The sequence below is a fragment of the Nocardia sp. BMG111209 genome (assembly GCF_000381925.1).
Lineage (GTDB): Bacteria > Actinomycetota > Actinomycetes > Mycobacteriales > Mycobacteriaceae > Nocardia.
On the sequence record NZ_KB907307.1, the window covers coordinates 3,950,598 to 3,963,360 of the forward strand.

Annotated in this window: 12 protein-coding genes; 4 read left to right on the forward strand and 8 right to left on the reverse strand. The window is 67.9% G+C overall.

Features of this window, described 5'->3' with window-relative positions:
* Nucleotides 1-36: 36 nt before the first annotated feature.
* The 3 genes from G361_RS0118165 (at nucleotide 37) to G361_RS0118175 (ending at nucleotide 2,851) form a co-directional block, all read left to right on the forward strand.
* The gene (locus G361_RS0118165; RefSeq protein WP_019928531.1) at nucleotides 37-558 is read left to right on the forward strand and encodes a 2,4'-dihydroxyacetophenone dioxygenase family protein; all 522 of its coding nucleotides are present in this window, start codon (nucleotides 37-39) and stop codon (nucleotides 556-558) included.
* A gap of 173 nt (nucleotides 559-731) precedes the next feature.
* A complete protein-coding gene (locus G361_RS0118170) occupies nucleotides 732-2,225 on the forward strand; it encodes a DUF1254 domain-containing protein (protein WP_019928532.1) in 1,494 nt (497 codons plus the stop codon).
* A 176-nt stretch (nucleotides 2,226-2,401) separates the two neighbouring features.
* The gene (locus G361_RS0118175; protein WP_019928533.1) at nucleotides 2,402-2,851 is read left to right on the forward strand and encodes a nuclear transport factor 2 family protein; all 450 of its coding nucleotides are present in this window, start codon (nucleotides 2,402-2,404) and stop codon (nucleotides 2,849-2,851) included.
* Between the two features lie 73 nt (nucleotides 2,852-2,924).
* Here G361_RS0118175 and G361_RS0118180 read toward each other — a convergent pair whose 3' ends face one another.
* From G361_RS0118180 to G361_RS0118200, 5 genes are all read right to left on the reverse strand, one after another.
* The gene (locus G361_RS0118180) at nucleotides 2,925-3,395 is read right to left on the reverse strand and encodes a MarR family winged helix-turn-helix transcriptional regulator (protein WP_019928534.1); all 471 of its coding nucleotides are present in this window, start codon (nucleotides 3,393-3,395) and stop codon (nucleotides 2,925-2,927) included.
* Nucleotides 3,396-3,473: 78 nt separating this feature from the next.
* Nucleotides 3,474-5,921: an MFS transporter gene (locus tag G361_RS0118185; RefSeq protein ID WP_019928535.1), complete on the reverse strand. Its 2,448-nt coding sequence runs from the start codon at nucleotides 5,919-5,921 to the stop codon at nucleotides 3,474-3,476.
* 694 nt (nucleotides 5,922-6,615) lie between these two features.
* Complete coding sequence (locus G361_RS0118190) at nucleotides 6,616-7,635, reverse strand: zinc-binding dehydrogenase (protein ID WP_019928536.1); 1,020 nt, start codon at nucleotides 7,633-7,635, stop codon at nucleotides 6,616-6,618.
* Nucleotides 7,635-8,138, reverse strand: a complete 504-nt coding sequence (locus G361_RS0118195; protein ID WP_019928537.1) for a nuclear transport factor 2 family protein — start codon at nucleotides 8,136-8,138, stop codon at nucleotides 7,635-7,637. Before G361_RS0118195 ends, G361_RS0118190 begins: the two co-directional genes overlap by 1 nt.
* A 24-nt stretch (nucleotides 8,139-8,162) precedes the next feature.
* Nucleotides 8,163-8,984, reverse strand: coding sequence for an SDR family NAD(P)-dependent oxidoreductase (locus G361_RS0118200; protein WP_026343182.1), 822 nt, complete (start codon nucleotides 8,982-8,984; stop codon nucleotides 8,163-8,165).
* A 173-nt stretch (nucleotides 8,985-9,157) separates the two neighbouring features.
* Here G361_RS0118200 and G361_RS44020 point away from each other — a divergent pair, with 173 nt between their 5' ends.
* On the forward strand, nucleotides 9,158-10,015 hold the full coding sequence (locus G361_RS44020; protein ID WP_019928539.1) for an IclR family transcriptional regulator: 858 nt from the start codon (nucleotides 9,158-9,160) through the stop codon (nucleotides 10,013-10,015).
* Between the two features lie 97 nt (nucleotides 10,016-10,112).
* Here the strand turns inward: G361_RS44020 and G361_RS0118210 are convergent, their stop codons facing one another.
* Genes G361_RS0118210 through G361_RS0118220 form a run of 3 tightly spaced genes read right to left on the reverse strand, consistent with a single transcriptional unit; the run spans nucleotide 10,113 to nucleotide 12,734 of the window.
* Nucleotides 10,113-10,520 (reverse strand): SgcJ/EcaC family oxidoreductase, encoded by a 408-nt coding sequence (locus G361_RS0118210; RefSeq protein WP_019928540.1) that lies wholly within the window; start codon nucleotides 10,518-10,520, stop codon nucleotides 10,113-10,115.
* Between the two features lie 52 nt (nucleotides 10,521-10,572).
* On the reverse strand, nucleotides 10,573-11,535 hold the full coding sequence (locus G361_RS0118215) for an SDR family NAD(P)-dependent oxidoreductase (protein WP_019928541.1): 963 nt from the start codon (nucleotides 11,533-11,535) through the stop codon (nucleotides 10,573-10,575).
* Nucleotides 11,532-12,734, reverse strand: coding sequence for a cytochrome P450 (locus G361_RS0118220; RefSeq protein ID WP_019928542.1), 1,203 nt, complete (start codon nucleotides 12,732-12,734; stop codon nucleotides 11,532-11,534). The genes G361_RS0118215 and G361_RS0118220 overlap by 4 nt, the downstream gene beginning before the upstream one ends.
* Between the last annotated feature and the right edge of the window lie 29 nt (nucleotides 12,735-12,763).

The following is a 12,763-nucleotide window of genomic DNA, read 5'->3' on the forward strand; positions in this document are numbered from 1 at the left end:
AACAACATTCATCCACCCGGAACGGAGCACGAATCCATGACCGCCACCGCCGCCACCCTGCCGGTCCACTCCCTGCCACAGAGCGAACTGCTGACCCTCAACATCGCCGACGTCCCCGTGCTGAAGGACGCCCTCGGACCCGGAATCGACTACCAGCCAATGTTTCTCGACCCCGAGGCGGGTATCTGGGTCGTGCTCGCACACTTCGCCCCCGGTGCCGAACTACCGGTCCACCTGCACACCGGCGGCGTGCACGCCTACACCCTGAAGGGCACCTGGGCCTACCGCGAGTACCCGGACCAGCCGCAGACCGAAGGCTCCTACCTGTACGAACCGGGCTCGTCGGTCCATCGGCTGTTCGTCCCCGAGGACAACACCGAGGACACCGTGGTGCTGTACATCGTGTACGGCGCCAACATCAACTTCACCGCGACCGGCGAATTCCACTCCGTCCTCGACGCCGTCACCATCGCCCGTCTGACCGAATCCCTCGGCCAGGCACAGGGATTCGGCAGCGTCAAATATCTGACCGGCGGCGCGGTCCGCTACACCGCCTGACCCGGTAGCCCCTGAGCCGACGGCACGGGCCGGCGGCGCAGGTCTGCCCCAGCAAGCATTCCTGCTGCCGCCGGGCCGCGCCAGACGGACCGTGGCAAATATTTGGCTAATGTCGAATCCGGTGCTTGCGCCGATCCGCGGATACCTCGACGACCCGCTCCGGAGAGGAACAGATGCGCGACTGCCTGGGACTGCTGATGCTGCCGTTACGCGCCGCATCGGCCCTGCTCTGCGGCTCCCCGAACAGCGGCGAGCGGCCGTACCGTGCGCTGGGCAACCCCACCGGCGAGCCGCTGGGCGGCCAGCCACCCGAGGGCGCGCGACCGTCACACACCGATTTCGACTATCAGGTGAAGTATCAGCGGGCGTTCGAGGCAGTGCTGTGGTCCCTGCCCGCCGTCGCGATCCACCGGCTGCGCGCCGCCGCGTTCGAGCACCTCGGCATCGAGGACAACGACATCATCGCCTACTCCCGTACCGCGACACCCGCGCTGGAAGCGTTGACCCCCAACAGTTCCACCCCGTATGTCTCGGCGTACACCGATCTACGGCAGGGTCCGGTGGTGCTCGAGGTGCCGGCCGCCGGACCCGACGGTGAGCTCTACGGGCAGGTGGTCGACGCCTGGCAGTTCACCATCGCCGATGTCGGCGCCGAGGGAGCGGACGGGGGCCGCGGCGGAAAATACCTGTTCACCCCGCCCGGCTACACCGGCGACATCCCACCCGGCTACATCGCGATCGCCTCGCCGAACTACCGCATCGCTTTCGCGTTCCGATCGATCGTCGCGCCGGGTGGGACGACACAGGCCGCCGTCGACTATTCGCATCGACTGCGCGTCTACCCGCTGACTATGGCAGCGAATCCCCCGCAACAGAAATTCGTCGACCCGATCGAGGACCGGTATCCCACCCTCCCGTGCTACGACGAACGTTTCTTCGACGACCTGGCCGATATCGTCGAGATCGAACCGGTCAAACCGATCGACAAGCAGATGATCGGCAATCTGGAATCGCTGGGCATCGTCCGGGGCGCGCAGTACCGCCCCGACGCGACCGCCCGCCGCGCGATGCGCCGAGCCGCCGTCGACGTCTGGTACCACCTCCAGAACTATTTCGATCACCTTCCCGCGCAACGGTATTACTGGCCCGACCGCCACTACGCCTCCCTGCTGATGGCCGACGAGAAGCACACCTTCGACTACGAGTACGACGACCGGATCGACATAATCGGCCGCGCAGCGCAATTCATGTGGTGCATCTACGTCCCGAAGGTCCTCACCGACGCTCCCGCGACGCAGTACCTGATGGCCATGGCCGATGCCGAAGGAAAACCGTTGCAGGCGGGCAGGACCTACAAGCTGGACATCCCGGCCACCATGCCGGTCCGACAGTTCTGGGCACTGACGGTCTACGACCGCGCCACCTTCGCATTCGTCTACGCCGACCCGCCCCGCACCACCCTGTCCAGCTACGACCTGGACACGATGTCGAGGAACCCCGACGGCACCGTCACCCTGTACGTCGGGCCCACCGCACCCCCAGGGCTGGAATCGAACTGGATCCCGACCGCAGGCAAGCGACCACTACCGGCTCTCCGCTTCTACGGTCCCACAACCGAATTCGACGACAAGTCGTTCGTCATGCCCGATTTCGTCGCGGTCCCGTAGCGACCGGACACCCGTGCCACACCCACATCGCCCGTAGCCTGCCGCGCCGACCATCCGTGACAGGCCGTGTGTTCGGTTGCCGGACTGAATCTTTCGGTTCGCCGAGCCACCGGACGGCGGATGATCTCGTCCGTTTACCGCCGGTACGACCGGTGGCACGGCGGTACCGTCGACCCATGTCCACCGACAACAGAGCCATCGTCCGGGCGGCATGGCGGGCGTTCGCCAGCCACGACGCAGAGCAGATCGCCCCGGTCTTCACCGCCGACGCCGAATGGCTCGCACCGGCGGGCAACGCGACCGCGATCGCCCTCGACGGTCCCAGCCACATGATCGGCCGGGAGGCCATCACACACTTTCTCGCACAAGAGTTCTCGCGATTGTTCGTCGACGACGTCGCCGTGGAGTTCCACGGATTCTACGTCGACGGCGATCGGGTGATCGTCGAGGAAACGATGAGCGCGACGCTGGCGAACGGCAACACGTACCGCAACGACTACTGCTTGATCTTCGAACTGCGGGACGGCCTCATCCACCGGGTGCGCGAATACATGGACACCGCCCGCGGACATCGCGCCGTCTTCGGTGAGCAGGCCACCGAGCCCGGGGACCTGTCGGTCAGGTGAGATACGGCAACGCGCTGTTCGCAACTCGCGGGTTGTGACAGCACGTCGGCGCATCCGGCCGGAACATCCGTCCTCAGGGACGGTCCGCTCTACTCTCTGCCAGATCGTTGAACCGGGCGAGCATGCTGCCCAGCATGCGGACGTCCTCCGCCGACCAGGTTCCCAGCATCGCGTGGAAACGTTCCTGGCGGGCGGTGCGGGCGGATTCCACCCGATGGTGTCCCTCATCCGTGAGAACCAGCAGGTGGGCACGGCCGTCGTCGGGGTCGGGGCGGCGCTCGATCAGGCCGAGCTTTTCCAGCACCTTCACCTGCCGGCTGATGGTGGCCTTGCCGACACCGAAGTGATCGGCCAGATCGCTGGGCCGCGAGCGGGCACAGTCGTACATGCCGATGAGCAGGCCGTAGGCCGCGGGTTCGAGTTCCGGGTGCACCTCGCGGGCCACCTCGGCGGACAGCGACCGCGCACGGCGGAAGAACACGCCGAGTTCGTGTTCGACCGCCTGGTACGCCTCGTGTTCGCGGGCGGCCGTGGTTCCCGTCATCGTCACTTCACCTGCCTCGTCTGCGGCGGCCGATCGGTTCCGCCGGACCGCCACGATCGGCGGCCCGGCGGATCCGGGTCATCCGGCCGGGTGGGCGAGCCACAGGTCGTGCGGGTCGTCGCCCGGACCGGTCAGCTCGATGCCGCTCGCCACCACCGGATATCCGCTGGCTGTGACGGTGAACCGGCCGTCGGGCAGGCCGGTGAAGTCGTACTCGCCGTCCGGGCCGGTGGTCGTCGTGCCGACCACGTGCCCGGCCGCGTCGAACAGCGCGACCCGTGCGTCCGGAACCGGCCCGCGGCCCGCGGCCCGGATCGTGCCGTGGACCCGCAGGCCGGGCAGTAGTTCGACCTCGAGCCGGCTCGGGCCGCTGCCGACCTCGACCGGCGCGGCGCTCGGCCGGTAGCCGGCGGCGCCGACCGCGAGTGTGTAGACGCCGGCGTTCACCCCCCGGAAGACGAAACCACCGTCGATATCGGTCGTGCCGACGGCGACGACCTCACCACGTCCGTCCGTGACCACGGCCATCGCGCCCTCGACGGGGGCACCGTCCACGCTGCGGACGACTCCGGTGAGGCCGCCGGAACCGGCGAGCGTCACGTCGAAGTCGACCGGACCGCCGTGGACCACGACGGTCGCGGCCTGCGGGTCGTGATCCTCCGCCGCGGTGATCAGCACGTAGCTGCCGGTGTCGGGAACGGACAGGATGTACCGTCCGTCGTCACCGGTGGTCGCCCGGCCGATCTGGCGCCCGCCGACGTCGATCAGCGTCAGCGCGGCACGGGGTACCGGAGTGCCACCGTTGCGGACGAAACCGCGAATCGTGCCGCTGTGCAACGACTCTCGCGCCGGCGCGGCGGTATGCGCCGGCGCGGCGACCCGGTTGCCGACGACGCCGGCGACCGGCTGCGACCCCGGGCGCTGGGCGTGCCGGCCGTGCACCGGGACGTCCGGTACGGACGCGGCGGCGACCACCGGCTCCTGGCTGTTGGACGTGCGCAGCGGCACCTCCTTGATGAACAGGATCACGATCACCGCGATCAGGACGCACGGCGTGACGAACAAGAACACGTTGCCGATGCCGTGACCGTAGGCGTCCTGGACGACCGCGCGGATCGGGGCGGGCAGGGCGGACAGCTTCGGGATCGAGCCGTCGCTGCCGAGGGCGTGCACGCCGATGTTCGCGAGTCCGTCCTTCACGTACTCGGTGACCCGGGTGCCCAGCAACGCGCCGAGCGCCGACACACCGAGCGCGCCGCCGAGCGAGCGGAAGAACGAGACGGTCGAGCTGGCGACGCCGAGTTCCTGCGGCCGGACCTGGTTCTGCACGCACAGCACCAGGTTCTGCATGGTCATGCCCAGGCCCGCGCCGACGCAGAGCATGTAGATCCCGACCTCCCAGTAGGAGGTGTCGTAACGCACCATGCTGAGCATCCCGTAACCGACGGTCATCAGCACGGCACCGAGCACCAGGATGTTCTTCCAGCGTCCGGTGGTGCTCACCACGCGCCCGGAGATCGTCGACGCGACGGCCAGGCCGGCGATCATCGGCAGCGTCATGAGGCCCGCCTTGGTCGGCGAGTCGCCGCGGGCCAGCTGGAAGTACTGGCCGAGGAAGGTCGTCGCACCGAACATCGCGACGCCGATGAACAGGCTGGCCAGCGTGGACAGCGACAGGGTGCGGATCCGGAACAGCCGTAGCGGCACGATCGGCTCGCTCGCGACGGTCTCCGCCAGGACGAACGCCACCGCGAGGACGACCGCGCCCCCGAGCATCGCGGCGGTCTGCCAGGACAACCAGTCGTACTTGTTGCCGGCGAACGAGACCCAGAGCAGCAGCAATGAGGCCGCCCCGGAGATCAGCGTCGCGCCGAGCCAGTCGATCTTCACCTTCCGCTTGACCACCGGGAGATGCAGCGTCTTCTGCAGGACGACCAGCGCGAGGACGGCGAACGGCACGCCGACGTAGAAACACCACCGCCAGCCGAGCCACGAGGTGTCGACGATGAGACCGCCGATGAGCGGGCCGCCGACCGTGGCCAGGGCGAATACCGCGCCGGTATATCCGGAGTAGCGGCCGCGCTCGCGTGGCGAGATCATCGCCGCCATGATCACCTGCACCAGCGCGCTGAGCCCGCCGGCGCCGAGCCCCTGCACGACCCGGGCCCCGATGAGCATCGCGGAATTGTGCGCCTGACCGGCGATGGCCGAGCCGATGACGAAGATCGCCAGGGCGATCTGGATCAGGAGCTTCTTGCTCACCAGGTCGGCGAGCTTGCCCCAGATCGGGGTGGTGATCGTCATCGAGAGCAACGTCCCGGTGATCACCCAGGTGTACACGGTCTGGCTCGCGTGCAGATCGGCGATGATCGTCGGCAGCGCGTTCGACACGATGGTGGACGACAGAATCGTCACGAACAGGCCGAGCAGCAACCCCGACAACGCTTCCATGATCTGCCGATGCGACATCGGGACACCCGGATCGGGTGCCGTCACCGTCGTCCGGGCCGGTGCTACGACTGCCATATAACCTCAATTTCCTTTCGCGCCAATGAAGTTCGGAGCGAGGCTCGCATCGCGGCGGCGCTCATCCAAGCCGGACGGGAATCGGGGGCACGACGATGTGCCTGCCGACAACCGACGTCGGAGGGCTCGCGCGGCTCACCGCCCCGGCGCATCGCCGAGAGCGTGACAGAACCGGCGCGGCGACCCGTGCGCGGTCCGATCACCGCTTCCGGTCCACCCTGCCGTGCGAGCGGCCCGCGGCACCTTTTCCTCGATGCCCCGACAACCACCCGCTTGGTAGCCCTAGGCAACTAGTATCCCACCAATTAGTTGCCGAAAGCAACCTAATGTGGTGACGGGCCGGGACGGACCAGGAGGCCAGGTCAGGGTGCAAATTTCGGTCCGGCGGCAGCCGTGGCGACCTCGGATCCGGACTATGATCTTCGCCATGCCGATCGGCTCCGCGCCGGTGACCATCGCACAGGTGACGGTCAGGACCGCACCGAATGCCGATCCGGACGGTGTCGGTGGTGCCGACGGGGAGGGCGACCGCCGGACCCGTCTGCCAGGGCGGCGAAGTAGATCACCGACTGCGCCGGGCACGGCGAATCCGCACCGGGCGCCGCAATCGCCACAACGTCGAAATCGGTTGTCCGATAGCCGATCCGGTGAATCGGACCGGCAGCACCGGGGGTGGGTGTGCGTAGGTGGTTACCTAACGAGAGGTCGGATGCACGACCACACGCGGAGGTCCTTGTCCTTTGCGCAACTGGTCGAGGGCGTCGGGGACCTCGTCGAGGCCGATGGTCCTGCCGATGGCAGGAAGGGGGTCGAGGCGGCCGCCGGTCACGGCGTCGAGGGTTCCGTACCAGTCCTGCGGGTGCGGACCACCGCCGAACTGCATGGCCAGACCCTGGTGCATGGCAGCGGGAATGAGCATGGTGTCGGCACCGGTCCAGCTACCGGCGGCGAAGATACGGGTACCGAATTCGCAGGAGTCGATAATGTTCTGGATGAGCCCGGGGGCGCCGGCGCATTCGAAGATCACCTGAGGCCAGGTGGCGCCGGTGCTCCGGGCGACTTCGCGCCACACGTCGTACGGGGAGCGCTCGGCGGGGTTCACCAGGACCGTCGCCCCGAACGTGCGCGCGTATGCCAGGCGCGCCGGGCTGTAATCGGCGACGATGATGTGCTCGATGCCGCGGGACTTCAGCGCCGCGACCGCCGACAGCCCGATGGCCCCGGCCCCGACGACGAGCGGCAGTTCGCCCAGGGCGATTCCGGAGATACGGACGTAGTATTCGCCGACCGCGAACGCGTCGACCACGGCGACCGCGTCATCGGGGATGCCGTCGGGGACGAGCCGGGACATCATCTCCGAGACCCGCATCAGCTCCCCGAACGCGCCGGGGGCGTCCGGGTCGTGGCCGATGACGTGCGGCTGCCCGGTGCCCAACAGCAGGGGCATGCTGGTGACCCGAGCGCCGAGGGGAAAGTTCTCGGAGCCGCCGGGACCGTGACCGACGACCTCGCCGATGAATTCGTGACCCATGACGGTGTCGCGGCCGGCATCCCAGACGAACCGGGGCGCGCTGTCGGGATGGTCCATGTAATGCACGTCGGAGGCGCACAGTGCGGCACTGAGCGGACGGATGAGCAACTCACCCGGCCCGGCCACCGGATCGTCGGTTTCCCGGACCTCCAACCGATTGTCCCGCAGGACGACTGCACGCATCAGCTCTCGTTCTCCTCGTCAGCGAAGTGCCGGGACGCGGCACTCTGCGTGCCCAGGCGTGCTGTCAGTGCCAGCAGCCGGTGGGCGAGCGTCGGTGGGATCAGGCTCAACGGGCCGGGAAGCCGCGCACCGTGTAAGCGTGTCCGGCGGAACGTAATTCGCCATCCATCGGGGGTTCGCCGCCACCGATCGTCGTACCGGCCGAAGGTGCGCACGACCCCGAACCCGCGGGGACCCATCACCTGTGCGTCGACATAGGTGCGTGACACAGCCTCGTCGGCGTCGATGTCGACGACGAAATTGGACAGTCGGTGCAGCGACGGCCCGGAGTGCGATCTGCGCATGTACTCGGTGAGCGCATCGGGATCGTTCCAGGTTCCGATGCCGCCGTAGTCGAACCGTGCGTCGTCGGTGAAGCACGTGCGAAACAGCGACCAGTCGCGGTCGTCGATACCCGTCGCATAGCGCACCAGCACGTCGACGATGTCCTCACGGTCGGTCACCAGGCATCTCCTGCCGTCGATGGTTCACAGTCTGCGCCGACTCGCCCAGGCCATCGCCCGGACGAGCGCACCGCGCGGAATCGGGTAGATCAGCCGCGCGCCGCGCCGAATCTGCTTGCCCGCCATACACGTCGGCCCCTTCCCCAACGCGGCGAAGGCGGCGGTCACCACCTCATCGACGCCGGCCGCACCCGGCACCGGTTCATCGGGTCCGGCGATGCCGCGGGCTGCGCGGATGCGGCGCAGCGCGGGCGTATCGGTCTCGCCGAGGACGACGCCCAGCACGTCCACACCGACATCCCGCCACTCGCACCACAACGCCTCGGTGAAGATCATGTCGAAGGCTTTGGTGGCCCCGTAGGCGACCATGTTCGGTGCGCCGACGAAGGCCGCGCCGGAACTGAGGACCATGATGCCGCCCCGCCCGCGCTCGGCCATCGCCCGGCCGTAGTGGTGTGCCAGCTGCATGGGAACCAGGCAGTTGCGTTGCAGCATCGCTGCGGCGGCCGCGATCGAGTTTTCCAGGAACGGTTTGTAGTCGGCATCGGAACCGGCGCAGTAGACCAGCAACCCGATGTCGAGATCGGCGGTGGCGTCGACGATCGAATCGACGGCATCGGCGGTGGACAGGTCGATCGTCACCGCGCGCGCCCGGCGGCCGGTACGGCTCCGAATTCCTTCGGCGACCTGCCGGAGAACCTCCTCGCGGCGAGCGAGCAGCACGACGTCGACGCCGTGGCGGGCGATCGTCTCGGCGAAGGCGGCGCCGACCCCGTCGGACGCGCCCGCGACCAAGGCCCAAGGCCCGTATTTCTCGCGGAAAGCCGGCGTCGCGGATGCATTCATCGCCCCGAGCCTCGCCGCCTGCGCGGCGAGTGTCCCGGTACGCAGCGAGAAGGCGCGCATCGCCATCCCCTCCCGATCGAAGCCGCGCCACCGCGAGGCGGTCGACTTTCAGATAGTTGAAAGCAGAGTTACAATAATGTGAAGTATAGCGTCGCGAGAAGGGAACGACAACGGTGGCCGACGTCGCTTCGCCGCCCACGGCCCGCGCACTGGACGTGGTGGAACTACTCGCTCACGCCGACGGGCAGGCTTATCGACTGTCCGAGATCGCCGAGGTCCTGGGCCTGTCGATCGCCACCGCCCACAACATCTTGTCGACCCTCGTCGACCGTGGCTGGGCCGCACGCGACGCCACCGACAAGACGTTCACCGTCGGCCCGGTCCTCGACATCACCGCCGCCGCGGCAGGTTCGCCACGCGCGTTGGCCCGGCGGGCGCAATCGCTCACCGTCGAGCTCGCCGCGCGCCTGGGCTGCGCCACGTCCGTCGTCGAGCGCAGCGGCGACGATCTCGTGATCACCTGCTTCCAATCGACGGACCCGGAGCTGTCCGAGACCACCACCGGCGAGTCCTACCCGTATTCCCCGCCCTTCGGCTGCGCCTTCGCGGCGTGGGACACCCCGCAGGAACAAGACGCATGGGTCGAGCGCGGCGCGGCGGGAAATGAAGAATTGGCCCAACGGCTGCGCCAGGGACTGGACATCACCCGAGCCCGCGGCTTCGACGTCGACCGCACCACACCCGCACTGGCTCAGGCGATACAGCTGGTCGGGACGCTCGACACCAGCCGGCTGCCCTCGCAGGTCCGCCAACTCCGCGACCAGCTCGCCGAATTCGCCGCGCTCGGCTTCCTGCCCGACCCGGACACCAAGGCCACCTACGAGGTGTTCAGCATCGCCGTGCCCATCTTCGACCAACGGGGACGAGTGCGGCTCAACATCGGCGTACATCCCCTCCGCCGCATGACCGCACGCCAGGTGACCGCGATGGGCAAGCGACTCCTCACCTCGGTCGAGGTGTTGAACTCGTGATCCCCGCCGTCGGTGGTGCCGCGGGTCCGGTCGCTTGCCACGCCGACCACGACGGGTACCGTAAACAGTTGCCGGACAGGGGAATCGCGCGACTGTCTCAGTGGTCTGCGACCGGGGTGTTCTGGCAGAAGGTGAGCAACCAGCGACCGTCGTCCTTGGTCATGCCGTAGAGCGGTGATCCTTCCGATTGCAGCTCGCCCTCGTTGGACCAATACCGTTGGCGCACTTTGACTGCGGCCACGTCCGGACGGATGAAGCGGACGAAGAAGATCTCGTAGGTGGCGTAGCCGTCCTTCGTCGAGCCGGGCAGTACCCTGCGAGTGAATTCGGCGATCTCGTCCAGGCCGTTGAGGAACTTCCCGGCGCCGGTGGTCCAGATCGCATCGGGGTGGAAGAGCGCGAGGAAGTCGTCCGCGTGCTCATGACGCTGCGCCTCGTCGACGGCGGTGACGACGGCGTGGATAGCGGCCAGTTCGGCATCGGTGTCCGGCTGCGAGTCGGTCATGACAGCCATCCTCGAACCTCGAGTCGAGTTGATGTCAACTCCGAGTTGATCCTCAGCCGCCGGTGGCCGCCGCGTCATCCGCCATGGCACGGAACAGGTCGGCGATCTCGTCACCGGAATCGGCCGGAATCGTGTAGTTCGTCGTGTCGAGGATCTCGTCCTGGTGGTCGCGAACGTGTTCGATCGACAGCGCGGGGTGGTAGTAGCCCGCGGCTCTGCCGAGGAACACCCGCGCGACCTGTCCGCCGCCCGCGGAGAACACGGCACCGGAGACCGGGCAGTCCTCGTGTGCGAGGAACGCGACCACCGGCGATACGAGAGCCGGGTCGAGTTTGTCGGTGAACGCCTGGAGCATGGCCACCGTGTCCGGGTCGGCGCCGCCGGCGGCGTCGGCCAAGGCCTGGGCGAGCATGCGGGTCGCCGCGATCGGGGCGATCGCGTTGACTTTGATGTCGTGTTCCGCGCCTTCGGCGGCCAGGACGCGGGTGAATCCGAGCAGACCGGTTTTGGCCGCGCCGTAATTGCTCTTCTCGACAGCTCCGAACAGTCCGGCGGCGGAGGTGGTGTTGACCACCCGGCCGTAACGCTGTTCCCGCATGACCGCCCAGGCCGGACCGGTCACGTGGAATGCGCCTTTCAAATGAACGTCGATCAGTGCGTCGAGCCGATCGGGGGTCATGTCGTGAAACGGTGCGTCACGCAGGATTCCGGCGTTGTTGACGACGATGTCGACCCGGCCGAAACGCGCGATGGCGGTGTCGACGATCGCCCGGCCGCCGGCGGCGGTGGCGACGGTATTGGCGTCGGCCACCGCTTCACCTCCGTTGTCGCGGATCTCGCGGACCACGGCGGCGGCCGGGCCGTCGTCCCGACCCGTCCCCGATACCGTGCCGCCGATATCGTTGACCACCACGCGCGCGCCACGGGCGGCCAGCAGCAGGGCGTGCTGCCGGCCGAGACCATGGCCGGCGCCGGTGACGACGGCGACCTTCCCGTCGAACCGCGTATCGCTCATCGTTCGTCCCAGCCGATCGTCAATTGTTCGGGGCCGCGGGTGGAGACACCCGATTTCCAGACGACGTCGTCGCCATTGCCGGCGAATCGGAGTCCGGGTAATCGCTCGATCAGGCTGCGCAGGGCGACACGCAATTCCATGCGGGCCAGCGGGGCGCCGAGGCAATGGTGTGGACCGTGTCCGAACCCCAGATGGGGCGCCTCCCGGCGCCGGAGATCCAATTTCGCCGCGTCGGTGTAGACGGACTCGTCCCGATTGGCGGAGGAGATGTCGACCACGACGGGTTCGCCGGCCCGGACCGTGACGCCGCCGAGTGCGACGTCCTCGAGCGCATACCGTGCCAGCATCGCACCGCCGGAAAGCGGGACGAACCGCGTCAACTCCTCCACGGCGTGGGGCATCAGATCCGGATCCGCGCGCAGGGCCGCGAGGTGCTGCGGATTGTTCAGCAGGACATAGACGAAGTTGGCGAGTTGGCTGGCGGTGGTTTCGTGTCCGGCGACAAGGATTGCCTCGGTCAGCAGAAACAACTCGTTCTCGGACAGCCGGTCATCGCGGTCGCGAGCGGACACGAGTGCGGTGAGCAGGTCGTCCTGTGGCGTAATGCGCCGCTCCGCAACCAGATTCGCCAGGTAGGCCCACAGCCGTTCGCGGCAATCCAGCATCTCCTCGATGGTGTATTTGCTGGTGGACAGGAAGGCCTCGGACCAGTGCCGGAAGTCGGCGCGGTCGGCGAACGGCACGCCGAGCAGTTCGCAGATCACCGCGATCGGCAGGGGCAGTGCGAAATTCGCCACCAGCTCGGTGGGTGCACCCTCGGCCAGAATCGCGTCGACGAGTTCGCCCGCGATCTGCTCGACACGAGGACGCAACAGCTCGATGCGGCGAGCCGTGAACGCCTGCGCCACCAGCCGGCGCAGGCGGCTGTGCTCGGGCGGGTCGAAGCTGGAGATGCTGCCGGGGTCGGCCTGGAACGGACGCGATCTCGGAGCGTCGCGGCCGATCGCGGCGGCGAGACTGAAGCGAGGATCGCCGAGCACGATCTTGACATCCTCGTAGCGGGTGGCCAGCCAGCCGGGCTCCCCGTAGGGCAACTGGACACGGCACAGCGGCTGCATGCGCCGCAGTTCCGCGTACAGCGGTGTGAGATCCAATTTTCCGGACTCGAAGGGATAGATTCTCGGTTGCGTGGACGTCATGCTCGAATCCTCTGGTCCGCCGACGTTGC

What these genes read in the sequence shown, in the direction of transcription:
- G361_RS0118175 (WP_019928533.1), top strand. Translation starts at nt 2,402, where the DNA reads ATGTCCACCGACAACAGAGCCATCGTCCGGGCGGCATGGCGGGCGTTC.
- G361_RS0118220 (WP_019928542.1), bottom strand. Translation starts at nt 12,734, where the DNA reads ATGACGTCCACGCAACCGAGAATCTATCCCTTCGAGTCCGGAAAATTG.
- G361_RS0118210 (WP_019928540.1), bottom strand. Translation starts at nt 10,520, where the DNA reads ATGACCGACTCGCAGCCGGACACCGATGCCGAACTGGCCGCTATCCAC.
- G361_RS0118170 (WP_019928532.1), top strand. Translation starts at nt 732, where the DNA reads ATGCGCGACTGCCTGGGACTGCTGATGCTGCCGTTACGCGCCGCATCG.
- G361_RS0118165 (WP_019928531.1), top strand. Translation starts at nt 37, where the DNA reads ATGACCGCCACCGCCGCCACCCTGCCGGTCCACTCCCTGCCACAGAGC.
- G361_RS0118180 (WP_019928534.1), bottom strand. Translation starts at nt 3,395, where the DNA reads ATGACGGGAACCACGGCCGCCCGCGAACACGAGGCGTACCAGGCGGTC.
- G361_RS0118190 (WP_019928536.1), bottom strand. Translation starts at nt 7,635, where the DNA reads ATGCGTGCAGTCGTCCTGCGGGACAATCGGTTGGAGGTCCGGGAAACC.
- G361_RS0118185 (WP_019928535.1), bottom strand. Translation starts at nt 5,921, where the DNA reads ATGGCAGTCGTAGCACCGGCCCGGACGACGGTGACGGCACCCGATCCG.
- G361_RS0118200 (WP_026343182.1), bottom strand. Translation starts at nt 8,984, where the DNA reads ATGAATGCATCCGCGACGCCGGCTTTCCGCGAGAAATACGGGCCTTGG.
- G361_RS0118215 (WP_019928541.1), bottom strand. Translation starts at nt 11,535, where the DNA reads ATGAGCGATACGCGGTTCGACGGGAAGGTCGCCGTCGTCACCGGCGCC.